A 26,156-nucleotide genomic window follows, 5' to 3' on the forward strand; every position below is an offset into this window, starting at 1 on the left:
CCGCACCAAATGCCCTGATCCGTCCAGTCACAGGGAGCCTCAGTCCGTGAGTGTGCCACGCCCGGCAGCCGTCATCGTCCTCGCCGCCGGCGAGGGCACCCGGATGAAGAGTCAGACCCCCAAAGTCCTGCACGAGCTGTGCGGACGCGCACTGGTCGACCACATGCTCGCGGCGGCTCGCGAGCTCGGTCCCGAGCAGCTCATCGTCGTCATCGGCCACGCGCTCGAGCGGGTCGGCGGCCATCTGGCCGCCACCAGCCCCGACGCGCGCGCCGTGGTCCAGCGGGAGCAGCGCGGCACCGGTCACGCCGTGCGCACCGTGCTCGAAGAGGTCGGCACGATCTCCGGCACGGTCCTGGTCACCTACGGTGATGTGCCGCTCCTGCGCACCCAGACCCTCACCGCGCTGCTCGAACGGCACGAGACCGACGGCAACGCGGTCACCGTCCTGACGGCCGAGGTGCCCGACCCCACCGGCTACGGGCGCATCATCCGTGACGAGAGCGGCGCCGTGCTGGAGATCGTCGAAGAGAAGGACGCCGGCGCGGAGCAGCGCGCCATCAAGGAGATGAACTCCGGCATCTACGCCTTCGACGGCGCCCTGCTGGCCGACGCCGTCAAGCGGATCTCCACGGACAACGCCCAGGGCGAGGAATACCTCACCGACGTGCTGTCCATCCTGCGCGGCGACGGCCACCGGGTCGGCGCCTGCGTGGCCGTCGACTTCGTCGAGGTCGAGGGCGTCAACGACCGGGTGCAGCTCGCCGCCGCCCGCAAGGTGCTCAACCAGCGCCTGCTCGAAGAGCACATGCGCGCGGGCGTCACGATCATCGACCCGGCCGGCACGTGGATCGACGTCGGCGTGCGGATCGCCACCGATGTGATCATCCACCCCGGCACCCAGCTGCACGGCGACACCGTCATCGAGGCCGGCGCCGAGATCGGTCCCGGCACCACGCTGACCGGCACCCGCGTCGGCGAGGGGGCGGTCGTGCGCAACGCCGTCTGCGACAGCGCCGAGATCGGCCCCGAGGCGAGCGTCGGCCCTTACGCCTATCTTCGCCCCGGCACCGTGCTCGGCCGCAAGTCCAAGGCCGGCACCTTCGTCGAGATGAAGAACACCCAGGTCGGCGAGCGCTCCAAGGTGCCCCACCTGTCCTACGCGGGAGACGCCACCATCGGCGACGACGTCAACATCGGCGCCGCCGTGGTGTTCGTCAACTACGACGGGGTCAACAAGCATCGCTCGACGGTGCGCGACGGCGCGTTCGTCGGATGCGACACCATGGTCGTCGCTCCGGTGACGGTCGGAGACGGCGCCTACACGGCAGCCGGGTCCGTCATCGACGGCGATGTGCCCCCCGGCGCGATCGGGGTGGCGAGAGCGCGGCAGCGCAACATCGAGAAATGGGTCTTGCGCAGGCGCGCGGGCACGAAATCGGCCGCGGCCGCCGAGCGGGCGCTGGCCGAGCAAGAGCAGGAGAAGAATCAGTGACCAGCATCAAGCAGCCGGGCGAGAAGAACCTCATGCTCTTCTCGGGCCGGGCCTATCCGGAGCTGGCCGAGGAGGTCGCCGAGCACGTCGGCGTCTCCCTCACCCCCACCAAACTGATCGACTTCGCCAACGGCGAGATCTACGCCCGCTATCTGGAGTCCGTACGCGGGTGTGACGCCTTCGTCCTTCAGAGCCACACCGGGCCCATCAACAAGTGGATCATGGAACAGATCATCATGGTCGACGCGCTGAAGCGGGCCTCCGCCAAGCGCATCACCGTGGTCATGCCGTTCTTCGGCTACGCCCGCCAGGACAAGAAGAGCCGCGGCCGCGAGCCGATCACGGCCAGGCTCATGGCCGACCTGTTCAAGACCGCGGGCGCCGACCGGCTCATGTCGATCGACCTGCACACCTCCCAGATCCAGGGCTTCTTCGACGGCCCCGTCGACCACCTGTTCGCCATGCCGGTGCTGGAGAGCTACCTCAAGAACAAGCTCGACCTGGAGAACACCACCGTCGTCTCGCCCGACACCGGCCGCGTGCGCCTGTCGGAGCGCTGGGCCGACACGCTCGGCACGCCGCTGGCCTTCATCCACAAGCGCCGCGACCTCGACGTGGCCAACTCCGTGAAGGTCAGCGAGGTCGTCGGCACGGTCCGGGGCCGCACCTGTGTGCTGATCGACGACATGATCGACACCGCGGGCACGATCTGCAAGGCCGCCGACGCCCTGTACGACCAGGGGGCGACCAACGTGATCGTCGCCGCCACCCACGCGGTCTTCTCCGACCCGGCGGTCGACCGGCTGAAGAACTCCCGGATCTCCGAGGTCATCGTCACCAACACGCTGCCGCTCTCGCCGGGCAACGAGTTCGACAAGCTCACCGTGTTGTCGATCGCGCCGCTCATCGCCCGCGCCATCACCGAGGTCTTCCAGGACGGCTCGGTGACGAGCCTGTTCGAGGGCGACACCTGAGCCGCGGCACCTGAGCCGCGGCACCTGAGCCGCGACGCGGCCCTGCCCGAGCCGCCCGCTGAGTCGCCCGAGCCGGCCGCGATTCGCCCGCCGTGCCGTCGGCCGAGCTGAGCCCGGCGGGCGGCGCGGTAGACTGGTCAGGTTGCGCTCGTAACGCCTTCCGCTAGGGCGGATGAGGGAGAGCGTTCAACGATCCGATCCCCTGAGCATCCCTAGGAGATGTCGATGTCCGAAGTCCGTATCGCCGTAGAGCCCCGCACCGTTTTCGGCAAGGGCGCGGCCCGCAAGATCCGCCGCTCCGACAAGGTGCCCGCCGTTCTCTATGGGCACGGCATCGACCCCAAGCACCTGACGCTGCCCGGTCACGAGCTGCTGCTCGCCCTGCGCACGCCCAACGTGCTGATCCGCCTCGCGGGTGAGGGCGTCGACGAGCTGGCCCTGCCCAAGGGCGTGCAGCGCGACCCGATCAAGGGCTTCGTCGAGCACGTCGACCTGCTCCTGGTCAAGAGCGGCGAGAAGGTGACCGTCGAAATCCCGGTCACCACCGTCGGCGACGTCAACGGCGAGGGCCTGCTCGACCAGCAGCTCGTCTCGATCGCCATCGAGGCCGAGGCCACCCACATCCCGACCGGCGTGGAGGTCGACGTCGAGGGCCTGGAGATCGGCAGCGTGGTCACCGCCGCCGACCTCAAGCTGCCCAAGGGCTCGACGCTGATCGCCGAGCCCGAGACCGTCATCCTGCAGGTCATCGCCAAGCCGACCGAGGAGCCGGCCGAGGGCGAGACCGCCGAGACCACCGAGGGCGAGACCGCCGAGGCTCCCGCCGCCGAGTGACGACGGGTTTCATCGTGTGAACGGGGCGGCCGGATTCGAGCCGTCCCGTTCCGTTGTGAGGGGATCGTATGGATCGCTGGCTGATCGCCGGACTCGGCAATCCGGGGCCCGAGTACGCGGGCAACCGGCACAACGCGGGCTTCATGGTGCTCGACGAGCTGGCCGCCCGGGCGAGCGGGCGCTTCAAGGCGCACAAGAGCAGGGCCGAGGTCTGCGAGACGCGCCCCGCCATCCTGGCCAAGCCCCTGACCTTCATGAACCTGTCCGGCGGCCCCGTCAAGGCGCTCTGCGACTTCTACAAGATCGGCCCCGAGCGCCTGATCGTCGTCCACGACGAGCTCGACGTGCCCTACGGCGCGCTGCGGGCCAAGCTCGGCGGCGGCGACAACGGCCACAACGGGCTCAAGTCGATCACCAGGGTCCTCGGCACCCGCGACTACCTGCGGGTCCGCTTCGGCATCGGACGCCCGCCCGGCCGGATGGACCCCGCCTCCTTCGTGCTCAAGGACTTCGCCACCATGGAGCGCAAGGACCTGCCCTTCCTCGTCGACCGGGCGGCCGACATCGTGGAGTCGCTGATGACCCGCGACCTGGAGACCACCCAGAACGACTTCCACCGCGCTGACCTGAACATTTCCGGCCCTCCTCGCTGATCACCGCATAGGGCCGTTCGCCGGTTCGGCCGCCCGCACGCGACTACGATCAGTGACCATCCGTTCAGGAATGGTCACCTGGAGGCGTCCGTGCGCGGCCAAGCTCGTGAAGGGCTCATGACCGTCGTCAGATCCGGTCATGTGTCCTCCTGGCGCGTCAGTCCGCGCACACCCTCGTGGGTCCGCGTCTACCGCCTGCACGCCGTGCTGGCCGATCTGTGCGGGGCGGGTCTCGGGGCCGCGACCGCGTTCTCCGTCAGGTTCGGCGGTTTCACCCCGTACGTGCTGCCGTACCTGCTGGTCAGCCTGGCCCTGCCGGTCGTGTGGTGCTGCGCGGTGGCGCTCAACAGGGCGTACGAGCCGCGCATGCTCGGCTTCGGCTCCGAGGAGTTCCGCCGGGTGCTGCAGTCGGGGGTCGCCCTGATCGCGGGCACCGCGATCGGCTCCTACGTGACCAAGACCGACGTCGCGCGCGGCTACGTGGTGCTGGCGCTGCCGCTGATCACGTTCCTGACGCTGATCTTCAGGTACGCCCTGCGCCGCTCGCTGCACCGCCGCAGAGCCGCGGGCGAGTGCATGCGCAAGGTCGTCGCGGTCGGGCACGCGGCCTCGGTCGCCGAGCTGGTGCAGCTCTTCCGCGAGGAGCGCCATCACGGCATGGACGTCGTGGCCGCCTGCCTGCCCGGCGGCGCCTACGGCGAGCGGGTGGCAGGGGTGCCCGTCGCGGGCGACCTCAGCGACGTGGCCATCGTGGTCGAGCAGCTCGGCGCCGACACCGTCGCCGTGCTGGCCTGCCCCGAGATGGACGGCCAGGCGCTGCGGCGGCTGGCCTGGCGGCTGGAGCGCACCCACACCGAGCTGGTGGTCGCGCCCGCGCTGATGGACGTGGCGGGCCCGCGCACCACGATCCGGCCGGTCGCCGGGCTGCCGCTGCTGCACGTGGAGCATCCGGAGCTGACCGGGGCCAGGCAACTGGTCAAGAACGTCTTCGACCGGCTGGTGGCCGCCGTGCTGCTGGTGCTGCTGGCGCCGGTGCTGGCGGGGCTGGCCATCGCCGTCCGCGCGACGAGCCCGGGGCCCGCGCTGTTCCGGCAGACGCGGGTCGGCAAGGGCGGGGCGCTCTTCACGATGGTGAAGTTCCGCACCATGCGGCGCGGGTCGGAGCAGCAGAAGGTCACCCTGGTGAGCGACCGCGACGGGCTGCTGTTCAAGCTCAGGAACGATCCGCGCGTCACGCCGCTCGGCACGCTGCTGCGCCGCCACTCCCTCGACGAGCTGCCTCAGCTCATCAACGTGGTGCTGGGCCACATGTCGCTCGTGGGCCCCCGGCCGCCGCTGCCGGATGAGGTGGCACGCTACGGTGACGACGTGCGCAGACGCCTCCTCGTCCGGCCCGGGCTGACCGGGCTGTGGCAGGTCAGTGGAAGATCTGACCTATCTTGGGAGGAATCCGTACGTCTAGACCTGCGTTATGTGGAGAACTGGTCCCTCACGCTGGACCTCCAGATCCTGTGGAAGACTTGGTCGGCCGTCGCCCGCGGGCAAGGAGCATATTGATGACGATTCGCGACGACCACGCCCTCGCCGCCGACCTGGCGACCGAGGCGGGGGAGCGGCTGCTGGCGATTCGCGAGCGCCTGGGGTTCGCCGACTCCGCCGCGCTGCGGGCCGAGGGCGACAGGGCCGCCCACGTCCAGCTCATGGAGTCGCTGGCCAGACTGCGGCCGAGTGACAGCGTGCTCTCGGAGGAGGCCACCCGCGAGGAGCGGCTCGACCCGCGGCGGCTGAGCGCGGACCGGGTGTGGATCGTCGACCCGCTCGACGGCACCCGGGAGTTCGCCGAGGAGGGCCGGCCCGACTGGGCCGTCCACGTGGCGTTGTGGGAGCGTGGCAGGCTGGCCGCGGGCGCCGTGGCGCTGCCCGCCCAGGGCCGTACACTGACGACCGCCGCCCCGCCCAAGCTGCCCGCGTACGAGAAGGGGCGCTTCCGCATCGCGGTGAGCCGCACCAGGCCGCCGGAGTTCGTGCAGAAGCTGGCCTATCTCGTCGGCGCCGACCTCGTGCCGATCGGTTCGGCAGGCGCCAAGATCTCGGCCGTGCTCACCGGCGAGGTCGAAGCCTACGTGCACGCCGGCGGCCAGTACGAATGGGACTCCGCCGCGCCGGTCGCCGTCGCGCAGGCGGCGGGAGCCCACGCGAGCCGCATCGACGGCTCCGAGCTGACCTACAACCAAGCCGACCCCTCACTACCAGATATCCTGGTTTCCCTACCGGAGCTGGCGGCATCGTTGCTCGCCGGCATTCGGGACCTGCATCGCTAAACCGCCGGAGGAAGCTCCCATGCTCCAGCGCGACTACACAACGTCGCAGCTCGACGTGCTCGAGGCCGAAGCCATCCACATCATGCGCGAGGTGGCGGCCGAGTTCGAGCGTCCCTGTCTGCTCTTCTCCGGCGGCAAGGACTCCATCGTCATGCTCCGCATCGCGGAGAAGGCTTTCTGGCCCGCGCCGATCCCGTTCCCGCTGATGCACGTCGACACCGACCACAACTTCGACGAGGTCATCGAGTTCCGCGACCGCCGCTCGGCCGAGCTGGGCGCACGGCTGATCGTGGCGAGCGTGCAGGACTCCATCGACCAGGGCCGGGTCGTGGAGGAGACCGGGCGGCGCGCCTCGCGCAACCGCCTGCAGACCACCACGCTGCTCGACGCGATCGAGGAGCAGGAGTTCGACGCCGTGTTCGGCGGCGCGCGGCGCGACGAGGAGAAGGCCAGGGCCAAGGAGCGGGTGTTCTCCTTCCGCGACGACTTCGGGCAGTGGGATCCGAAGAACCAGCGCCCCGAGCTGTGGAACCTCTACAACGCGCGCATCCGCAAGGGCGAGCACATCCGCGTCTTCCCGCTGTCCAACTGGACCGAGCTCGACGTCTGGGACTACATCAGGCGTGAGGGCATCGAGATCCCCTCCATCTACTTCTCCCACACCCGCAAGGTGTTCGAGCGCGACGGCATGTTGCTGCCCGACTCCGACGTGGTGCAGCGGGGCGACGACGAGCCGCTCTTCGAGGCCGTGGTGCGCTACCGCACCGTGGGCGACATGACCTGCACCGGCGCCGTGCAGTCCGCGGCCGCCACGGTCGAGGAGATCATCGAGGAGATCGCGGTCACCCGGATCACCGAGCGCGGGGCCACCAGGGCCGACGACCGCGCGTCCGAGGCCGCCATGGAGGACCGTAAGCGAGAGGGCTACTTCTAATGGACATTCTTCGCTTTGCCACCGCGGGAAGCGTCGACGACGGCAAGTCCACCCTCATCGGACGGTTGCTCTTCGACTCCAAGGCCATCTTCGAGGACCAGCTTGAGGCGGTCGAGCGCACCTCGCGCGACCGGGGCACCGAATACACCGACCTGTCGCTGCTGACCGACGGCCTGCGGGCCGAGCGGGAGCAGGGGATCACGATCGACGTGGCGTACCGCTATTTCGCCACGCCGAAGCGTAAGTTCATCATCGCCGACACGCCCGGCCACATTCAGTACACCCGCAACATGGTGACCGGCGCGTCCACGGCCGACCTGGCGATCATCCTCATCGACGCCCGCAAGGGCGTGCTGGAGCAGTCGCGCCGGCACGCGTTCCTGACCACGCTGCTGCGCGTGCCGCACCTGGTGCTGGCCGTCAACAAGATGGACCTGGTCGACTACTCGCAGGAGCGTTTCGAGGAGATCAGGGAGGAGTTCACGGCGTTCGCCTCCAAGCTGAACGTCTCCGACCTGACCTTCATCCCGATCTCCGCCCTCAACGGCGACAACGTGGTCTCGCGGTCGGAGAACATGCCGTGGTACCTCGGCTCCTCCCTGCTGCACCACCTGGAGCACGTGCACATCGCCTCCGACCGCAACCTGGTCGACGTGCGCTTCCCCGTCCAGTACGTCATCCGCCCGCAGCGCGCCACCGACCACGCCTTCCACGACTACCGCGGTTACGCGGGCCAGGTCGCGGGCGGCGTGCTGAAGCCGGGCGACGAGGTGGTGCACCTGCCGTCGGGCCTGAACACCAGGATCGCCTCGATCGACACGTTCGACGGCCCGGTGGAGGAGGCGTTCCCGCCCATGTCGGTGACGCTGCGCTTCGAGGACGACCTCGACATCTCGCGCGGCGACATGATCGCCCGCCCCAACAACCAGCCGAACGTGGCCCAGGAGCTGGAGGCGATGGTCTGCTGGATGGGCGACGGGCTCAAGTTGTCAGCGCGCTCCAAACTGATGATCAAGCACACCACCCGTTCGGCCCGCGCCCTCGTCCGCGAGCTGCACTACCGGCTCGACGTCAACACCCTGCACCGGGACGAGGAGGCGACGTCGTTGTCGCTCAACGAGATCGGGCGGGTGTCGCTGCGGGTCACGCAGCCGTTGTTCGTGGACGACTACGCCCGCAACCGGATGACCGGCGGCTTCATTCTGGTGGATGAGTCCACGAACGGCACGGTCGGCGCCGGCATGATCATCGACTCCCGCTGAGGTAGATCTTTTGTCGCTTCTGTGACCGGCTGATTACTCTCCGCGCTATGGTCTTCGCGTTCCGTACCGACGAACGTGAAGGCTCTCCTCCGTGACCTACCGTGCTACCACCCGGGTGATCTTTCTGGGCGGGCTGGGCCGTAGCGGCACCACCCTGCTCGAAAGGCTCTTGGGGGAGCTGCCCGGCGTGGTGGCGCTCGGTGAGGTGGTGCACCTCTGGGAAAGAGGTGTGCTGGCGGAGGAGCTCTGCGGGTGCGGTGTGGCCTTCCCCTCCTGCGCCTTCTGGCATCAGGTGGGGCAGCGGGCGTTCGGCGGCTGGTCGCGTGGGCACGCGCGGCGAGTCTTGTCCCTCCGTCACAAGGTCGACCGCACCCGCAGGATCCCGCGCATCCACCATCGTGACCTGGCCGAGTACACGCAGGCGTACCAGCGGGTGTACGAAGCGGCGCAGGCGCGGATCGTGATCGACTCCAGCAAGCACGCCTCACTGGCCTGCTGCCTGCTGGCCGCCGGAGTGGACCTGCGGATCGTGCACGTGGTCAGGGACCCGCGAGCCGTCGCCCACTCGTGGGGCAGGAACGTGCCGCGCCCCGAGAGCGGCGAGCCCATGACGCGCTGGTCGCCCGCCCGCACCGCGATCCACTGGACGGCCCAGAACGCCGCGCTGGAGCTGCTGCCCGGACGCGGGGCCCGCGTGACCAGGGTCCGCTACGAAGACCTGCTCGCCGAACCCGAGGCGACCCTCCGGGCGCTGGCCCGCCGCCTCGACCTGGCCGATCCGGAGTTCCCGTTCCTGGACGGCACCACCGCCTGGCTCGGGCCCGCGCACACCGTCTCCGGCAATCCCATGCGCTTCCACGTGGGGCGGGTCGAGCTGCGCCGGGACGACTCGTGGGTGTCGCGCCTGCCCGAGAGGGATCGGCGGCTGGTCAACGCGCTGACGATCCCGCTCAGGGCCAAATACGGCTACTGGGGGGCGGCGGCGTGACGCGATCCGTCGGCGTGGTGATCCCGACGTGCGGCGACCGGCCGCGCCACCTGCGCGAGGCCGTCGAGGCCGTGCTCGCCCAGGACTATCCGGGGAAGCTCCGGGTGTTCGTGGTGGCCGACGGCGTCGATCCCGCCGTGGTGGCCGAACAGGTGGCCGAACAGGTGGCCGACGCCTCGGTGCGGGTCCTGCCCAACCGGCTCAGCCCGGGGCTTCCTGGGGCGCGCAACACCGGCATCGCCGCCTGCGAGACCGATCTGGTGGCCTTCTGTGACGACGACGACGTGTGGCTGCCGGGCAAGCTCGCCGCGCAGGAGCGCGCGCTGCGGGACGGCGGCGAGTTCGCCAGTTGCGGCGTCGAGGTCGAGCACGGCCGCCGCCGGGTGACCCGCCTCGCCGGTACGTCCGTCGTGACCGCCGCCGATCTGGTCCGCTCGCGGATGGTGATGGTGCACTCCTCGACGTTCGTGTTCGAGCGCGGCCGGTGGTGGGCCGACGAGAGCGCGCCCGCCGGTCAGAACGAGGACTGGGACCTCGCCCTGCGCGCGGCCAAGCGGCGGCCGATCACCCATGTCGACCGGCCGCTCGTCCGGGTGCGGTGGGGTGGATCCCACTATGCCGCCCGATGGGCGGACCGGATTGCCGGGCTGGACTGGATGCTGGCCCGGCACCCTGAACTGGCCGTGGACTCGCGCGGCGCGGCGCGGGTCTACGGTCAGCTCGCCTTCAGCCACGCGGCACTGGGGCAGCGCCGGGAGGCCGTTCGCTGGGCCGCGCGTGCCTTCTCGACCCGGCGGGGCGAGCCGCGGGCGCCGATCGCGCTCGCGGTGGCGGCGGGTCTGATCTCGGCGCCGGCCGTGCTCGCGCTGCTGCACGACCGGGGACACGGCATTTGACCCCGCCCGGGACTCCGCCGAGCACCCCTCCCACGACCCCGCCGCCGGGCGTCCCGGCCCTCGCCACGCCGCCGGGCGTCCCGGCCCTTTCTGCGCCGCCGGGCGTCCCGGCCCGCTTTACGCCGCCGAGTGTCCCGGCTTGCCTCGCGTCACCGGTGGTGCCGGCTCAGCGCCGCGCCGACCAGGCCATGCCGGTTGCCGAGGGGGCCGCCGCTGACGGGCACGTCTCCGAGCACGCGAGCCGGAGTCACTTCGGGGTGCGGGTGCGGGTGGGCGGGGTCGAGGTGGACGCGGTCACCGAGGATGAGGTGGTCCGGCGGGTGGGCGATGAGCTGGCGGCCGGCCGGGGCGGGCGCATCGTCACCCCCAACGTCGACATCTGCCGCGCCGCCGCCACCGACCCGGCCCTCCGCCACCTGGTCTGCTCGGCCGACCTGGTCGTGGCCGACGGGATGCCGCTCGTCTGGGCGGCCCGGCTGCTCGGCACCCCGCTCCCGCAGCGGGTCACGGGAGCCGACCTCATCTGGTCGCTCAGCGAGCTCGCCGCCCGCGACGGTCACCCCGTCTACCTGCTCGGCGGCCTGCCCGGGGTGGCCGAGCAGGCCGCGGCCGAGCTCGCGGGCCGCCATCCGGGGCTCAGGATCTGCGGCGTGCACGCGCCCCCGTACCACTTCGACGCCACCGACGAAGGCCGGGCGCGCGTGCGGCGGGAGGTGGTCGCCGCCCGTCCGCGCCTGGTGTTCGTCGGGCTCGGCTTTCCCCGGCAGGACCGGCTCATCGCCGAGTTGCGCGAGGAGTTGCCGGGCGCGTGGTTCCTGGGGTGCGGGGCGGCCATCGCGTTCGCGGCGGGGACGGTGTCCAGGGCGCCGGAGTGGATGCGGACGGCCGGGCTGGAGTGGGCGTTCCGGCTGGCCGCCGAGCCAGGGCGGCTGGCGCGCCGTTATCTGGTGGACGATCTGCCGTTCGCGCTACGACTGCTGAGCGGCTGCCTGGCCACCCGCCTCAGGCGGTGAGCTCGCCAGGTGGTGAGTGCACGTCAGGTGGGGACTGCGCGTCAGGCGGTCAGTGCTCGGATGCGGGCCACGTCGCCGGGGGTGAGGCCGCGGGCGGCGTGGTCCAGGGCGCGGCGGGAGTCCATGGGCCGGTAGGCGGTGCGGGACAGGCCCGACCAGGTGAACGCGGCCTCGGAAGAGGCGCCCGTGCAGGCTCTGGTGACGCGGCGGGCGGCCGCGGGCGTCCAGGGCAGGCCGGCGTGGGCGTACAGGGACTGGAAGCCGGGCAGCGGGTCGGTGGCCAGCGACTCGTACGACGTGACGAGGATGCCCGGCGTGCGGTCCAGGATCGTCCGCGTCACCCGCCACAGGGCGGCGGCCACGGCGAGCCGGTCGCCGGAGCCGGCCAGCGCCCGCAACTCCAGCACCTCCGGATGGTCGCGCACCAGCAGCGGCTGGTCGAGCAGCTCGCGGAAGTGGACCGTCCAGCCGAGACGCCGCCAGCTCGCCACGAACGACACGGGATCCCGCACCAGCGCGATCACCTTGCAGCCCAGCCGGGCGGCGAACCAGCCCGCGCTCAGCACCGCGAACGGGTCGTCCAGCAGGGCGCGCCGGCCCGCCAGCCGCCCGACGGTGAAGGCGGTGCCGTAGCGGAGCAGGCGGGCCAGGTCGTAGGGCGAGCGGTTGGCGCGCAGCTCGGCGCGCCAGTGGTAGCGCAGGGACACCGTGTCGCGGAAGGCGGGCAGCCAGTCGGCGGCGTTGTCGTCGCAGATGTACTGGAATCGGTGGGTCACGGTCGCCCTGAGCACGCCGGGGCAGCGGCCGGGCGGGTGCTGGGGGTTGAGGGGCTCGTTGACGTAGACGAGGCCGCCGCCTGCCGCCAGCATCCGGCCGGTCCAGCTCGTGCCGCTGCGCGGCAGGCCGGTCACCAGGACGGTCATGCCGCCGCCCACGTACGGGGCCGCAGCGCCGCCAGCGTGTGCCGTCCGAACGGATGCAGGCCGTACCGCCGGTGCACCTGCCACAGGGGCAGCAGGTTCTTCACGACCACGCCCCCCGACCAGCCGAGCACCGCGCCGAAGGCCCCGTGCTCCGGGATCAGCGCCACGTCCAGCAGCACGGTGCAGCAGACGGCGATCACCAGGTTGAGGAGGCTGGTCCCGGTATGCCCGGCGGCTGTCAGCACCACGTCCACCATCCCGCAGGCGGACGCCAGCATCATCGTCCCCGCCAGGACCAGCGCCACCGGCGCGCCGGCGCCGTACGCCGGCCCGAACAGCCGCAGCAGCCAGGGCGCCAGCGCCGCGTACACCAGCCACACCGGCCAGGTCAGCAGCACCAGCCAGACGGTCGTCATCTGGTACAGCTCCCTGGCGGAGCCGCGCTCGCCGTCGGCCAGCGCCCTGACCAGCCGAGCCTGTACGGCCTGCGCCAGCCCTTGGTTCGCGAGCTGCCCGACCACCTTGAACCGGGTGGCGGCCGTGTAGACGGCGGCCTGCGCGGGCCCCGCGAGCAGCGCGACGATCACGATGTCCACCCGCTGGAACACCGCCTGGATCGCCCCCGCGACCGACCGGGGCGCCGTGTACCGCCACAGGTCCCGCGCGGTGCCCGGCAGGTACGGCGTCCGCGGCGCCCGCCCCCGCACCCCGGCGACCGCCAGCACGAGCAGCAGCGCGTACGGCGCCCCCCACGCCAGCGGCAACCACCCGGCCGCCCCCGCCAGCGGCGGCCACTCGGCTGTCGCCGCCACGGCGAGCGCGGACACCAGGACGAGCTGGCAGGCGGGCAGCAACATGCCGTCCAGGAGCACGGTGGGCCGCATGGAGCCGAAGCCGCGGGTGGCGGCGAGCAGCACGTCGCCCACCACCATGACCGGCAGCAACAGGGCCAGCGGGCCGAGCCGTGGATACAGCACGACCCCGGCGGCGCAGGCCGCCATCACGCAGGGCACGACGGCCGCCCGGATATATCCGGATATGCCGTGATAGTCGTAGGTCGCCGAGCGGGCGATGAAGTACACCAGCCCGTTGCCCGCGTCCAGCCGCGCCACCCCGGCCGCCATGAGCGCCAGCGCGGTCACGGTGAAGAACGCCCCGGCCTCCGCCGCGGAAAACGCCCTGGTCACGACCACCACCAGCAGGAACTGGGCGAGCGCGGTGAACGCCGCCCCCGTCACCCCCGCGATCCCGCCCCTGGTCAGCGACGCCACGAAGGCTCACCGCCCAGCCATCGGGCCAGCCGCGCGTCGTACACCTCGAAGTGGTCCCGCAGCGCCTCGCCCAGCACCCGGGGCGCGCGCCGGGGCAGCGCCCGGCCGTTGTGCCGCTCGAACACCGGATAGCCCAGGTGCGGCACTCCCAGGAACTCCAGCACCCGGTCGTAGACGGCCTCCGGCTCCGCGAAGAACCGGTGGCTGTCCAGCACCATGATGCGCTCGCGCCCGATCAGCGGCTCCAGCCGGTCCAACTGCTCGGCGTAGCGCCCGCGCGCCAGGTAGGCGTGGTGGCGATGCGAGTGGTGCTCGGAGAAGGGCGACTCCCGCAGCGACTCCTCGGCGCCCGCCAGCCGGCGGGCCTCCAGCTCGACGGCGTACTCGAAGTGCGACTCGGTCTCGAAGCCCCTGGCCAGCTCGTGGGCGTGGGCCGAGCAGGCCCGCTCCACCGGATCGCGGACCAGCACGATGAGCTTCACCTCCGGCAGATCCGCCGCGATCCGCTCCCCGGCCAGTGGATGGAACAGGTAGTAGGGGGAGGACTCGAACGCCAGCGCGTGGCTGCCGTACCGGTGGGCGAGCAGGGCCGCGCCCAGCCGCAGCGGGAAGTGCGCCTGATACCAGGGCAGTCCCCGCTGGTAGCCGACGTCGAAGTAGTGCACGCCCTTGTGCAGCACCGGCTTGAGCAGCAGCGGATGCTGGGCCAGCGCCCGGTAGAGCGACGTGGTGCCGCACCGCTGCGCCCCGGCGATGAGGAACGACGGCAGCATCCGCGCCCCGGACGTGAGCTTGCCCGTGGTGCGCGACAACGACAACACCGACCGCTTCATGGTCCTCACGTGATCAGCTCCTCGTGGTCGACGACCGGGTTGAGCCAGGTCTCCGGCGGCCCGAGCGGCGCGTGGCCGTCCGCGGCGTGCCTGTCGGCCAGCGCGATGAGGTAGCGCAGCGCGGTCTGCCTGGCCGCCGCCGACGACAGCCCGTGGGGCGCGAGCACGCGTACGGCCCCCGCCACGCAGGCCCGCGCGGCGGCCAGGGGGCTCATCCGGCGCAGCGCCCGCTGGAAGAAGTGGTGCATGGCGTCGAACCCGTAGGGCACGCCGACCTCGTAGCGCTCCCAGTCCCACACGAGCACCCGCCCGTCGGAGGACGGGGAGATGTTCCACGGCGCGAGGTCCCCGTGCCAGGCCGCGCACGGCCCGCCGGTGCCCGCGATCTCCGTGATCGCCTCGCGCAGCAGCGGTTGCGGCACCCGGCCGCGCCGCACCGGCAGCGGTGACAGGGCCAGCACCGCCAGCCCGCGCCAGTCGCCGTGGTGCAGCACGCGGGGCGTGATCACCGTGCTGAGCGCCAGCCCGGTCAGCTTGCGCAGGGCCGCCGCCTCGGTGCTGATCAGCGCGCGCGCCCGCGGGCTGTCGCCGATCTTCACGAACGCCAGCCGCCGTCCGCCGGACCTGGCCTCCAGCACGGGCTTCCGGTTGGCCCGCAGCGCGGGACGTACGTGCACCACGGTCTCGACCGGCTGCCGGAAGACCTCGCTGAGGTGCGCGGCGATGGACCCCTCGACGGGCACCAAGATCTGGGACCCCAGATGCCACCACCGCCGTGGCGCCAGCCGCCGGGGGAGTGCGGCGTGCGGCAGCAGGGTGTAGGGCCGTGGCGAGCCGGAGCCGGGATACAGCAGCTCTACGGTCTCCGCCAGGTAGCCGAGCCGGATGGAGGCGTCGTTCATGAGTTCCTCCACAGGAGGGCGTACGAGACGAGATAGAGGCTGAGCGGCGTGACCAGGCCGTCGTAGACGAACATGTAGAGCAGCACGAGCCCCATCACGAGCACCCCCGCCAGCCCGATCGGGCTGTGGTCACGCCGGTGGCGGCGGATCGCGCCGGCGAAGAAGGCCACGTAGAGCGCCGCCCCGGTGAACCCCTGCGTCATGATCAGCAGCCAGAGTTGCCCGTCGCTGCCCAGCGGCGGATGCCCGCACCCCGAGCACCACTCGGTCTTGCCCGTGGTGATCGTGTGATGGTTGCCCATCGCGTTGCGGGTGTTGCCGAAGCCGATGATCGGCGAGTGGCCGGCGGCGGTGAGGGTCGCGGTCACGGTGAAGGCTCTGATGTCGTTGGAGTGCGGTTTGTCCAGGCGCTGGGCGACCAGCGGGGCCAGCGGGCTGATCGCGAACGCCAGGGCCGCCACCGCCGCCACCCCGCAGAGCGCCACCCTGGTGCGCCCGCCCACCCGGACGATCAGGTAGACCACGGCCAGGCCGAGGCCGATCCACAGGCCCCGGTTGAGTGAGTACACGATGGGGATCGCCGCCAGCGCCATCAGCACGGCCACGAAGACCTTGTGCCGCGGTCCGCCGTGCGTCCACCACCCGACCACGAACCACACCAGCAGCACCGACACGTTGCTGCCCCACGCGTTCGCCCACTCGAACGGCGCCTCCGGGCGCGGCGAGGCGTAACCGAGCACCTTCTGCGTCTGGGCGGCGGTGGGATGGATGAGGTTCTGCACGAAGGAGTTGCCGCTGATCCAGTCGGGCAGCAGCCACTCCATCGGCGAGGTGAAGGCGAACTGCGGCAGGAACACGCCCAGCAGCCCGCCCGCGACCGTGGTGACGAAGAGCACGCCGAGCATCCGTACCAGCCGCAGTTGCGGAAGCTCCCGCTCGGTGAGGTTGCCCAGGTAGAGCACCATGACGAGGACGGCCGTGTACAGGGCCAGCCGCATGAGGTAGCCGACGATCCGGCCGGGGCCGAGCTCGCCGTACGTGCCCGGCGGCGACTCCGCCAGCATCAGCGCGCTCACCAGGTAGCCCGCCAGGAGCAGCACCCACCAGACGAACCCGCGCGGCACCTTGATCGGCCGGCGTCGCCACAACACCACGCCCATCGGCACCGCCAGGACGATCACCGCCAGACCGCCGAACCCGAGCGCCCACCAGACCGGATAGCCGACGAGCAGCGCCCCGATGGGCCAGGCGGGCCCCCTCACGTCGGCTTGCCTGGCCGCCGGGGCTGGTGGAGCGCCTGCATGGGCGTGGTCTCGGCGGACAGGCCGACCTCCAGCTCACCGGTCGCGACGAGCTTGCCGAGCGAGGTGTGCGAGCGCGGCTCCAGCAGCGGCACGAACGACGGCACCGCGTCGGTGGCCGTCACCACACCGATGATCGGCACGTCGTGTCTGCCCAGATGGCGTACGGCGGCCGCGACCTGTTTCGAGGTGACCCGGCCCAGCCCCACCAGCAGCAGGGCCGCGTCCGCCCTGGCCAGATCGCGCACGTCGGAGCCGTCGAGCACGATCAGCGGCGCGCTGACCGCGAGCGGCTCGGCCAGCGAGGAGGCGTAGAGGTCGGGGGGCAGCGCCTTGACCAGCAGCCGCTTGCCCGGGCACGCGGCGACCACCACGCAGGCCAGATCGTGCAGCACGCCCTGCTCGCGCGGGGTCGACAGGTCGCTCAGCACCGGCAGGCCGGTCAGCCGCTCGACGTCGGAGGACGTGCGCAGGCGCTTGTCGAGCCGGTCGCGGACGTAGGCGGCGGCGGAGCCGGTGAGCAGACCGGCCATCAGCCCGGTGCCGAGGTGCAGGGGCAGGCTGGGCGAGCTGGGCGCGGCCGGGGTCGCGGCCTGGCTGATGATCGTGCCCGGGGTCACCGCGACCGTGCGGAGCGCGTCGTACTTCAGCGCGAGGGTGGCGGCCTGCCGGTTGAGCACGCCCTGCCGCTGGGCGGCGATCGCGTGCTCGGCGCTGCCTTTCGTCAGCGTGCCGAGCTGCGTGATGACCTGGTCGATGCCGGCGTTGACCTGCTTGAGCTTGCCCAGCACCGCCTGCTGCTGCTGGGCCATCGAGGACAGGGCGCTCTCGCGGCGGTTGGCCAGGTAGGCCTCGGCGTAGGCGTGGGAGCGGGCGGCCGCGGCGGCCGGCTCGGCGGTCGTCACGGAGATCCACAACACCGACGAGTTGGGCGGCACGGAGACCTCGGCCGGCTCTGGGATGGCGCCGCCCAGGGCCGTGGCCGCGCGCGTCGCCACCACGGCCGACTGCGCGACCTGGGCCTCGGTGTCGAGGTTGAGCGACTCCCGCTGGCGGGCGGTGACCTGGTTGGCCGGCTCCTGCGGCCCGATCGGCAGGACGAGGACGTGGGTGGTCGCGGTGTAGGCGGGCGGTGTCAGGCGCATCAGCGCGAGCCCTGCCGTGCCGCCGAACACGACGCAGCCCACGAGAAGCAACCACCGCCGGCGCAGCAGGGAGAGGTGCTCTTCCAGGTCGGTGCCGGAGCTCATGAGCGCCCACTATAGGACGGACGGTCATTACCCAAGGAGAATAACCAAGATTTTCGCCAGTAGCGTTAGTCAGAAGCACCTTAATAAAAGGAAATGTCCGGAAAATTCGGCGGGCTGAACTGCTGCCGCGAGCTGGGGAGACTTGCACACTGGCTGACGGCCCCTGAATGACATGGCATGGTTCAGGATTGATAGGCGGAGGTCATTCGACGAGGGGGTTGGAAGGCTTTGCAGCTACGGGGAATTTCGCATACCGCAACTAATACCGCGTTCATCCTGGCGGTGGTCGCGGTGCTGGCCGCCTGCTCCAGTGCGGAGGGCTCGCACGTGACGCCCTCCAACGCGCGGGCGCCGGTCGCGGCGCCCGCGCAGGCGGTCTCGCCGTCCTGTACGGCCACCTCCAGGCTCATCCCGTCGTGCGGGGCCTGGTGGGGCATCGCGCCGGAGGTCTTCACCGGCGCCTCGGTGGAGGAGGCGCTGCACGGCGCCGAGTCGCGCATGGGCGCCCCCGCCGACGTGGTGCACGTCTACCACCGGGGCAGCGAGCTGTTCCCGACCGAGGCGGAGATCCGGCTGGCCCGCGATCCGGCCACGCCGCGGCTGCTCATGATCAACTGGAAGCCGTCGTTCGACCACACCTGGGCCGAGATCGCCGACGGGGCCCTCGACGCCAGGATCCACCGGCTGGCCGGCTACCTCAGGCGCACCTTTCCCGAGCGGTTCTTCCTCACGCTGCACCACGAGCCGGAGAACGACGTGGAGGCCGCGTCGGACTCGGGGATGCGGGCCGCCGACTACGCGGCCATGTTCCGGCACGTGGTGTCCAGGCTGCGGGCCGAGGGCGTGAAGAGCGCTGTCATGGTCATGACGTACATGGGGGCCCCCAACTGGGCGGCCAAGTCCTGGTTCGAGGGTCTCTATCCGGGTGACGACGTGGTCGACTGGGTGGCCATGGACCCGTACGCCGACGACCGGGTCGACGACTTCGACGGGCTCGTCAACAAGCGGCGCAAGGAATATCCGGACTGGTCCGGGTTCTACCGGTGGATGCAGGCCCGCTTTCCCGGCAAGCCCGTCATGGTGGCCGAGTGGGGGGTGTTCACGCGGCCGCAGGATCGTTCGTTCAAGCGGGCCTTCTTCGAGTCGGTGCGCCGGCAGATCAAGAACTATCCGCAGATCAAGGCGCTGGTCTACTTCGACTCGCCGCGGGCGCCGCGCGGTGACACCAGTTTCGACGTGGGACTCGGGGCGACGCGGGCGTTCACCGAGCTCGCGCGGGATCCGTACTTCCGCGCCACCCGCGTCCCACGGCCCTGAGCGCCGTCATGAGCGCCGTCGTAAGCCTGTTGTACGCGCCGTCATGAGCGCTGTCGTGAGCCTGTCGAAAGCGCCCTCATGAGCGCGCTTTCTCGGTTGCCGGGGCGTCCGCGGCCTTCTTGCCCGCGTTCACCCGCAATCGCCAGCCCGCCACCGTGACCAGGGTCGCCGCGACGAGCGCCCCGGCGGTGAGCGTGTTGCTCACGTCGAGCAGCTTGAGCGCGGAAGCGAGCAGGACGATCGCCAGCAGCGCCCTGATCAGGCCGCCCGGCGCCCGCGAGGAGATCCTGGCGCCGAGATAGACGCCCGGGATCGAGCCGATGAGCAGCGACAGCGTGAGGTCGAGCTGGAAGTCGCCGAAGAGGATGTGGCCGAGCGCGGCCGAGGCGACCAGGGGGACGGCCTGGACCAGGTCCGTGCCGACGAGCTGGTTGGCCTTGAGCGCCGGATAGAGGGCCAGCAGGGCGACGATGATCAGCGATCCCGAGCCGACGGACGACACGCCGACGACCACCCCACCTACCATACCGACCAGTAGGGTCGGAATTGGGCGCACGACGATCTCGTGCGCGCTCGACGTCCCGCCCTTGGCGCCGAGCCAGCTCTTCAGCGCCATGCCGGCGACGGCCAGCAGCAGCGCCACGCCGAGGGCGTACGTGACCGCGTCGGTGACCGCGAACGCCCTGGCCAGGAAGACCCCGCAGAACGCGGCCGGCACCGACCCCGCGCAGAGCCAGCCGACCAGGCGCAGGTTGACGGTGCCGTGACGCAGGTGGACCGCGCTGCCGACCGGCTTCATGACCGCCGAGGCGACCAGGTCGCTGGAGACCGCGGCCAGGGGCGGGACGTTGAAGAAGAGCATCATCATCGGCGTCATCAGCGCGCCGCCGCCCATGCCCGTCAGCCCGACGACGATGGCGATGACGAAGGACCCGCCGATCAGCGCGAGGTCGATCAACGCACCCAGCCTCCGGACCTGAGCGTGTCCAGGACCCGGGTGACGGCCGCCTCGATCGTGCTGTCCGTGGTGTCGATCGCCAGGTCGGCGTCCTCCGGCTCCTCATAGGGGTCGGAGATGCCGGTGAACTCGGGGATGAGGCCGGCGCGCGCCTTGGCGTACAGGCCCTTGCGGTCGCGCCGCTCGCACTCCTCCAGCGGCGTCGCCACGTGCACGAGCAGGAAGTCGGCGCCGACCGACTCGGCCATCTCGCGCACCTCCTCGCGGGTGGCCGCGTAGGGGGCGATGGGCGCGCAGAGGGCCAGGCCGCCGTGGCGCGCGGCCTCGGCGGCGACGAAGCCGATGCGGCGGACGTTGAGGTCGCGGTCGGCCTTGGAGAACGTCAGTCCCTTGGACAGCAGGTGGCGGACCACGTCGCCGTCGAGGTAGGTGACCGTGCGGGTGCCGAGCTCCAGCAGCGCGTCGCGCAGGCCGCGGGCGATCGTGGACTTGCCGGAGCCGGACAGGCCGGTGAAGAAGACCACGAGGCCGCGGCGGTGCGGCGGGCCGGGGATGCGCACGGGCGGGGGGCCGGCCAGGTGCTCGGTGGCGCCGTAGGCGGTGGCGACGTGCTCGCGCAGCTCCAGGTCGATCTCGGGCTCCTCGCGGGGCGCGAGGGGCACCGAGACCACGAGTGTGCCGCCGGGGAGCTGCTCCTTGGCGCGCAGCGCGGCGCGGACGATCGCGGGGCCCGCCTCGCCGTAGAGGAGGGGGAGCAGCACGATCACCGCGTCGAGCTCCTTGGCGGTGGCGACGATCTCGGAGAGGTCGTCGAGGGGGCCGCGCATGGTGACCGCGAGTGCGGGCCGCCCGCCGAGCTCCTCCTTGACCTGCGCCGGGGTGCGTCGCAGCCGCGCGAACGGCCCGTGCTCCGGCGCGGCCAGGCTCCTGATCGGCCCCGAGGTGAGCCCGTCGGGCTCGCGGGTGCTCACGGTGAGCACCGCCAGCGGCAGGCCCTCCGGATCGAGCAGCGTCACCTCGTCGCCGGGGGAGACCTCGGCGCCCACGTGGAGGGTGACGGGCGCGGGCCACGGCGCGCCGTCGGCGAGCGTGCCGCGCTCGTGCACCGCGTGCAGGTCGTCGTGGCCGAGGAACCCGGTCAGCGGCTCGAACGCCCCCGAGAGCAGCAGTTCGAGGTCGGCCAGCTCGCGCGGCCCGGGGGTCCACTCCACGTTTACGACATCCCAACTAATCCGATTGAATTGGTAGGAAAGGAGTTTACCTACCGATACCAGTGTGTCGCTAGATAAGTCTGGCGAAGTGGTGTTGCGGCTTTCTGATCACCATGGTGATCTCGTCGTGGGCGTCGGTGTACCGGCCGTTGGTCAGCCGGGCCGTCGCCGCGACCGCGGCGGCGCCGAGCCCGCGGGTGCGCGCCGGGCCGCTGACGCCCCGCTCGTCGTCGGTGATCATGAGGCCGCGGCTCAGGCAGAACGCGTGCATGCCGTCGCTGGAGGCCAGGGGCTCGTACACGGTGGGCAGCGGGCCCGGCGTGCCCGGCGTGACGAGCGGGCGCCACAACAGGCGGCGCAACCACGACGGGGTGATCCGGTCGAGCAGACCGTAGGAGGAGCGGCGGTCGCGCATGCGCAGCAGCACCAGGCCGCCGGGGCGCAGCGACTGCAGCAGCCGGTCGAACACCAGCTCCGCGTGCCTGACGCGCTCCAGCAGGAACGAGAGCTGGATCACGTCATAGGACCTGGGCGGCAGCGGCAGGCAGCGCAGGTCACCCAGCGACCAAGAGACCAGGTCCGCCCGCTCCGCGAGGACGCGCCTGATCACCGGGTGATCCTCGTCGGCGCCGGTCGCCCTGGTCTCGATGTGCTCAAGCACCAGTGGCTCGTCGTGCGCGCACCCGGCGACGAGCACGTCGACCCGCCTGCTCGCCTGCGCCGCGCAGTGCTCGCGAATCCGTTGACCGAAAAGATCGCCTCGGCGGGCGACCGAACGCACCTCAGACATGTCACCTACAGTAATCATCCAATCGGGACCAGTAATGCATTTCCCTGCTAGCGTCCGGCCATGTGAACGATCAGGTGTACGTCGGGAACGCCGGGGCCGACGGAGCCCTCGACCGCGGCTGGCTCCTCGGTCACTTCAAACCCCCGGGCGACCCAAGACACAGCGAGGACGTCGAGATCAAGTGGGGCGTGCACCTGCCGGGCGACGAGCGGGCGCAGTGGGTCGAAGGGGAAGAGCGCACCGCCCTGCTCGTGCTGATCAGCGGCCGGTTCCGTGTCGAGCTGCCCGGCCGCAGCGTGTTGCTGGCGCGGCCGGGCGACTACGTCGTCTGGGGCAAGGGGGTCGGCCACTCGTGGCGGGCCGAGGAGGAATCCACCGTGCTCACCGTGCGCTGGCCCTCCGTGGCCGGCTACCAGCTCAGATGAGGCTCGGCGGCGAGTAGTCTGTTTCAAGACCCCCGCGACCTGACCCGGCCGGGGGTAATCGTGTTGCCGTCGTGGGGCTGTGGGCGTATCTGATGAGTCTTTCCGGACTGCTTGACCTTGTTCGCGCCGACCCGAAGCTGACCGCCGCTCTGGAACAGGGCGGCGATGTCGCGCTGGTCGCGCCGTCGTCGTTGCGGCCGTTCGGCGTGGCCGCGCTGGCCGGGCACGATCAGCGCACCGTGCTGGCGGTCACCGCGACCGGCCGCGAGGCCGAGGATCTGGCCTCCGCGCTGACCAGTCTGGTCGAGCCCGCGTCCGTGGCCGTGTTCCCGGCGTGGGAGACGCTGCCGCACGAGCGGCTCTCGCCGCGCAGTGACACCGTGGGCCAGCGGCTGGCCGTCCTCAGAAGGCTGGCGCACCCGATCAAGGGCGACGCCTCGGCCGGGCCGCTCAGCGTGGTCGTGGCGCCGATCAGGGCGCTGCTGCAGCCGATCATGAAGGGTCTGGGCGACCTGGAGCCCATGCGGCTGCGGGCCGGTGACGACGCCGACCTCGACGAGGTGGTGCAGCGGCTGGTCACCAACGGATACCACCGGGTCGACATGGTGGAGAAGCGCGGCGAGGTGGCCGTGCGGGGCGGGCTGCTCGACGTGTTCCCGCCGACCGAGGAGCATCCGCTGCGGCTGGAGTTCTGGGGCGACACGGTCGAGGAGATCCGCTGGTTCAAGGTGGCCGACCAGCGCTCGCTGGAGGCGGCCGAGGACGGGCTGTTCGCGCCGCCGTGCTCCGAGTTGTTGCTGACCGCCGAGGTCAGGGAACGGGCGCGGGAGCTGGCGCAGGAGCATCCGTCGCTGGCCGAGGTGCTCGACCAGCTCGCCGAGGGCCTGCCGGTCGAGGGCATGGAGGCGTTCACGCCCGTGCTGGCCGGTGAGATGGACCTGCTGCTCGACCACCTGCCGGTCAGGTCGGCGGTGTTCGTGTGCGACCCCGAGCGGATCAGGGGGCGGGCCGAGGAGCTCGTGCACACCTCGCAGGAGTTCCTCGAAGCCTCCTGGATCAACGCGGCGGCCGGCGGCGAGGCGCCCATCGACCTCGGGGCGGCCGCGTTCCGCTCGCTGGAGGAGATCCGCCTGCACGCCGACGTGCTGGGGCAGCCGTGGTGGACGATGGCGCCGTTCGGCGGCGGGGTGGAGCTGGACGCGCACGACTCCGAGGCCTATCGCGGCGACACGGCCAAGGCGCTGGCCGACATCAAGGGCTGGCTGGCCGAGGAGAAGGCCGTGGTGCTGCTCAGCGAGGGCCATGGGCCCGCCGAGCGCATGGTGGAGGTCCTCAAGGGTGTCGACGTGCCCGCCCGTCTCCAGAAATTTCTGGACAAGGCGCCCGAGCCCAAGGTCGTCCACGTCAGCACCGGCCTGATCGAGCACGGCTTCATCACCTCCAACCTCGCCGTGCTCACCCACCTCGACCTGGTGGGACAGAAGGCCTCCACCAAGGACATGCGCCGGCTGCCCTCCCGCCGCCGCAACATGGTCGACCCGCTCCAGCTCAAGGTCGGCGACCACGTCGTGCACGAGCAGCACGGCGTCGGCCGCTACATCGAGATGGTGCAGCGCACGGTCCAGGGCGCCACCCGCGAATACCTGGTCATCGAGTACGCCAAGGGCGACCGCCTCTACGTGCCCACCGACCAGCTCGACGAGGTCACCCGCTACGTCGGCGGCGAGGCGCCCACGCTCAACCGCATGGGCGGCGGCGACTGGGCCAAGGCCAAGTCCCGGGCGAAGAAGGCGGTCAAGGAGATCGCCGGGGAGCTGATCCGGCTCTACTCCGCCCGGATGGCCTCGCCGGGGCACGCGTTCGGCGGCGACACGCCGTGGCAGCGGGAGATGGAGGACGCCTTCCCGTACGCGGAGACCGGCGACCAGCTTGAGGCCATCGACGAGGTCAAGCGCGACATGGAGCGCGGCGTGCCGATGGACCGGCTGATCTGCGGCGACGTCGGCTACGGCAAGACCGAGATCGCGGTGCGGGCGGCGTTCAAGGCGGTGCAGGACGGCAAGCAGGTCGCGTTGCTGGTGCCGACGACGCTGCTGGTGCAGCAGCACATGTCCACCTTCACCGAGCGCTTCTCCAGCTTCCCCGTCACGCTGAAGCCGGTCTCCAGGTTCCAGAGCGACGCCGAGGTCAAGGGCACGCTCGACGGCCTGCGGACCGGCGCGGTGGACCTGGTGATCGGCACGCACCGGCTGCTCAGCCCCGAGGTCAGGTTCAAGGACCTCGGGCTCATCATCATCGATGAGGAGCAGCGGTTCGGCGTCGAGCACAAGGAGGCCATGAAGCACCTGCGCACCCAGGTCGACGTGCTGGCCATGTCGGCCACGCCGATCCCGCGCACGCTGGAGATGGGTTTGACGGGGATCAGGGAGATGTCCACGATCCTCACGCCGCCGGAGGAGCGGCATCCGATCCTCACGTTCGTGGGGCCGTACGAGGAGAAGCAGATCGGCGCCGCGATCCGGCGCGAGCTGATGCGCGACGGCCAGATCTTCTTCGTGCACAACCGGGTGGCCTCGATCAACCGGGTCGCCGCGCGGCTGCGCGAGCTGGTCCCCGAGGCGCGCATCCAGGTGGCGCACGGGCAGATGAACGAGCACCAGCTGGAGAAGATCATGGTCGGCTTCTGGGAGCGCGAGTACGACCTGCTCGTCTGCACCACGATCGTCGAGTCCGGTCTCGACGTGCCCAACGCCAACACGCTGATCGTCGACCGGGCGGACAACTACGGCCTGTCGCAGCTCCACCAGCTCAGAGGACGTGTCGGGCGAGGCAGGGAGCGCGGTTACGCCTACTTCCTCTATCCGCCGGAGAAGCCGCTGACGGAGACCGCGCACGAGCGGCTGGCGACCATCTCGCAGCACACCGAGATGGGCGCCGGCATGTACGTCGCGATGAAGGACCTGGAGATCCGCGGCGCGGGCAACGTGCTCGGGGCCGAGCAGTCGGGATTCATCGCGGGCGTCGGCTTCGACCTGTACGTGCGGCTCATGTCCGACGCGGTGAAGGAGCAGAAGGCCAAGCTGTCGGGCGCCGAGGTCGAGGAGGAGCCGCACGACGTCAAGGTCGAGCTGCCGATCAACGCCCACATCCCGCACGACTACGTCACCTCCGAGCGGTTGCGGCTGGAGGCGTACAAGCGGATCGCGGCCATCACCGCCGCCGTCCACATCGACGAGGTGCGCGCCGAGCTGACCGACCGCTACGGCAAGCCGCCCGCGGAGGTGGAGAACCTGTTCGAGGTCGCCAGGTTCCGGCTGAGGGCGCGCCAGGCCGGGCTCACCGACGTCACGCTGCAGGGCCCGAACATCAAGTTCGGCCCGGCGCGGCTGCGGGAGTCCCAGCAGGTGCGGCTCGATCGGCTCTACAAGAAGGCGATATACAAGCAGGCGGCGGAGACGCTGCTGGTGCCCGTGCCCAAGACCAAGCCGCTCGGCGGGCAGCCGCTACGCGACCTCGACCTGCTCAAATGGTGCGGTGACCTGGTCGAGGCGATGTTCCTTGAGCCCGCACGGGTAAGCTAGCGGCGGATTTTGAGGCGGAAAGGG

The 26,156-nt window shown here is 71.1% G+C and carries 23 protein-coding genes; 14 read left to right on the forward strand and 9 right to left on the reverse strand.

Annotation, left to right across the window (positions count from 1 at the left end; translation table 11 throughout):
- Positions 1 to 46: 46 nt before the first annotated feature.
- From glmU to ACWD0F_RS14055, 11 genes are all read left to right on the forward strand, one after another.
- Entirely contained in the window at positions 47 to 1,495 is a 1,449-nt protein-coding gene (gene glmU / locus ACWD0F_RS14005; protein ID WP_449875218.1) for a bifunctional UDP-N-acetylglucosamine diphosphorylase/glucosamine-1-phosphate N-acetyltransferase GlmU, read from the forward strand.
- Positions 1,492 to 2,469, forward strand: coding sequence for a ribose-phosphate diphosphokinase (locus ACWD0F_RS14010; protein WP_449875220.1), 978 nt, complete (start codon positions 1,492 to 1,494; stop codon positions 2,467 to 2,469). Before glmU ends, ACWD0F_RS14010 begins: the two co-directional genes overlap by 4 nt.
- A 225-nt stretch (positions 2,470 to 2,694) precedes the next feature.
- Positions 2,695 to 3,303 (forward strand): 50S ribosomal protein L25/general stress protein Ctc, encoded by a 609-nt coding sequence (locus tag ACWD0F_RS14015; RefSeq protein WP_449875222.1) that lies wholly within the window; start codon positions 2,695 to 2,697, stop codon positions 3,301 to 3,303.
- Positions 3,304 to 3,371: 68 nt separating this feature from the next.
- Positions 3,372 to 3,956, forward strand: a complete 585-nt coding sequence (gene pth, locus ACWD0F_RS14020; protein WP_449875224.1) for an aminoacyl-tRNA hydrolase — start codon at positions 3,372 to 3,374, stop codon at positions 3,954 to 3,956.
- A gap of 117 nt (positions 3,957 to 4,073) precedes the next feature.
- The gene (locus tag ACWD0F_RS14025; RefSeq protein ID WP_449875226.1) at positions 4,074 to 5,513 is read left to right on the forward strand and encodes a sugar transferase; all 1,440 of its coding nucleotides are present in this window, start codon (positions 4,074 to 4,076) and stop codon (positions 5,511 to 5,513) included.
- Entirely contained in the window at positions 5,513 to 6,277 is a 765-nt protein-coding gene (locus ACWD0F_RS14030) for a 3'(2'),5'-bisphosphate nucleotidase CysQ (RefSeq protein ID WP_449875228.1), read from the forward strand. Before ACWD0F_RS14025 ends, ACWD0F_RS14030 begins: the two co-directional genes overlap by 1 nt.
- 19 nt (positions 6,278 to 6,296) lie before the next feature.
- Positions 6,297 to 7,211, forward strand: a complete 915-nt coding sequence (cysD, locus tag ACWD0F_RS14035) for a sulfate adenylyltransferase subunit CysD (protein ID WP_449875230.1) — start codon at positions 6,297 to 6,299, stop codon at positions 7,209 to 7,211.
- Positions 7,211 to 8,473: a sulfate adenylyltransferase subunit CysN gene (gene cysN / locus ACWD0F_RS14040; RefSeq protein ID WP_449875232.1), complete on the forward strand. Its 1,263-nt coding sequence runs from the start codon at positions 7,211 to 7,213 to the stop codon at positions 8,471 to 8,473. The genes cysD and cysN overlap by 1 nt, the downstream gene beginning before the upstream one ends.
- A 91-nt stretch (positions 8,474 to 8,564) precedes the next feature.
- Complete coding sequence (locus ACWD0F_RS14045) at positions 8,565 to 9,461, forward strand: sulfotransferase family protein (RefSeq protein WP_449875234.1); 897 nt, start codon at positions 8,565 to 8,567, stop codon at positions 9,459 to 9,461.
- Complete coding sequence (locus ACWD0F_RS14050) at positions 9,458 to 10,357, forward strand: glycosyltransferase family 2 protein (RefSeq protein WP_449875236.1); 900 nt, start codon at positions 9,458 to 9,460, stop codon at positions 10,355 to 10,357. Before ACWD0F_RS14045 ends, ACWD0F_RS14050 begins: the two co-directional genes overlap by 4 nt.
- A 158-nt stretch (positions 10,358 to 10,515) precedes the next feature.
- Positions 10,516 to 11,370, forward strand: coding sequence for a WecB/TagA/CpsF family glycosyltransferase (locus ACWD0F_RS14055; RefSeq protein ID WP_449875238.1), 855 nt, complete (start codon positions 10,516 to 10,518; stop codon positions 11,368 to 11,370).
- A gap of 41 nt (positions 11,371 to 11,411) precedes the next feature.
- Here the strand turns inward: ACWD0F_RS14055 and ACWD0F_RS14060 are convergent, their stop codons facing one another.
- From ACWD0F_RS14060 to ACWD0F_RS14085, 6 genes are read right to left on the reverse strand one after another with little or no spacing between them, the layout of a single operon-like run.
- Entirely contained in the window at positions 11,412 to 12,293 is an 882-nt protein-coding gene (locus ACWD0F_RS14060; protein ID WP_449875239.1) for a sulfotransferase, read from the reverse strand.
- The gene (locus ACWD0F_RS14065) at positions 12,290 to 13,564 is read right to left on the reverse strand and encodes a lipopolysaccharide biosynthesis protein (RefSeq protein WP_449875241.1); all 1,275 of its coding nucleotides are present in this window, start codon (positions 13,562 to 13,564) and stop codon (positions 12,290 to 12,292) included. Before ACWD0F_RS14065 ends, ACWD0F_RS14060 begins: the two co-directional genes overlap by 4 nt.
- A complete protein-coding gene (locus tag ACWD0F_RS14070; protein WP_449875726.1) occupies positions 13,552 to 14,397 on the reverse strand; it encodes a sulfotransferase family protein in 846 nt (281 codons plus the stop codon). Before ACWD0F_RS14070 ends, ACWD0F_RS14065 begins: the two co-directional genes overlap by 13 nt.
- A gap of 5 nt (positions 14,398 to 14,402) precedes the next feature.
- Positions 14,403 to 15,299: a hypothetical protein gene (locus ACWD0F_RS14075; RefSeq protein ID WP_449875242.1), complete on the reverse strand. Its 897-nt coding sequence runs from the start codon at positions 15,297 to 15,299 to the stop codon at positions 14,403 to 14,405.
- Entirely contained in the window at positions 15,296 to 16,561 is a 1,266-nt protein-coding gene (locus ACWD0F_RS14080) for a hypothetical protein (protein WP_449875243.1), read from the reverse strand. Before ACWD0F_RS14080 ends, ACWD0F_RS14075 begins: the two co-directional genes overlap by 4 nt.
- Positions 16,558 to 17,850, reverse strand: a complete 1,293-nt coding sequence (locus ACWD0F_RS14085; RefSeq protein ID WP_449875244.1) for a Wzz/FepE/Etk N-terminal domain-containing protein — start codon at positions 17,848 to 17,850, stop codon at positions 16,558 to 16,560. Before ACWD0F_RS14085 ends, ACWD0F_RS14080 begins: the two co-directional genes overlap by 4 nt.
- 282 nt (positions 17,851 to 18,132) lie before the next feature.
- Between ACWD0F_RS14085 and ACWD0F_RS14090 the strand changes: the two genes are divergently transcribed.
- On the forward strand, positions 18,133 to 19,167 hold the full coding sequence (locus tag ACWD0F_RS14090) for a glycoside hydrolase family 26 protein (RefSeq protein ID WP_449875245.1): 1,035 nt from the start codon (positions 18,133 to 18,135) through the stop codon (positions 19,165 to 19,167).
- 76 nt (positions 19,168 to 19,243) lie between these two features.
- Here ACWD0F_RS14090 and ACWD0F_RS14095 read toward each other — a convergent pair whose 3' ends face one another.
- The 3 genes from ACWD0F_RS14095 to ACWD0F_RS14105 form a co-directional block, all read right to left on the reverse strand.
- Entirely contained in the window at positions 19,244 to 20,125 is an 882-nt protein-coding gene (locus tag ACWD0F_RS14095; RefSeq protein WP_449875246.1) for a sulfite exporter TauE/SafE family protein, read from the reverse strand.
- Positions 20,122 to 21,336, reverse strand: a complete 1,215-nt coding sequence (gene cysC, locus ACWD0F_RS14100) for an adenylyl-sulfate kinase (protein WP_449875247.1) — start codon at positions 21,334 to 21,336, stop codon at positions 20,122 to 20,124. The genes ACWD0F_RS14095 and cysC overlap by 4 nt, the downstream gene beginning before the upstream one ends.
- Positions 21,337 to 21,406: 70 nt before the next feature.
- A complete protein-coding gene (locus tag ACWD0F_RS14105) occupies positions 21,407 to 22,126 on the reverse strand; it encodes a class I SAM-dependent methyltransferase (RefSeq protein ID WP_449875248.1) in 720 nt (239 codons plus the stop codon).
- Between the two features lie 62 nt (positions 22,127 to 22,188).
- Between ACWD0F_RS14105 and ACWD0F_RS14110 the strand changes: the two genes are divergently transcribed.
- Both ACWD0F_RS14110 and mfd read left to right on the forward strand, forming a co-directional pair.
- Positions 22,189 to 22,551: a signal peptidase I gene (locus ACWD0F_RS14110; RefSeq protein ID WP_449875250.1), complete on the forward strand. Its 363-nt coding sequence runs from the start codon at positions 22,189 to 22,191 to the stop codon at positions 22,549 to 22,551.
- Positions 22,552 to 22,643: 92 nt separating this feature from the next.
- The gene (gene mfd, locus ACWD0F_RS14115; protein WP_449875252.1) at positions 22,644 to 26,132 is read left to right on the forward strand and encodes a transcription-repair coupling factor; all 3,489 of its coding nucleotides are present in this window, start codon (positions 22,644 to 22,646) and stop codon (positions 26,130 to 26,132) included.
- Positions 26,133 to 26,156: the final 24 nt, after the last annotated feature.

It is taken from the genome of Nonomuraea sp. NPDC002799 (genome assembly GCF_053592075.1).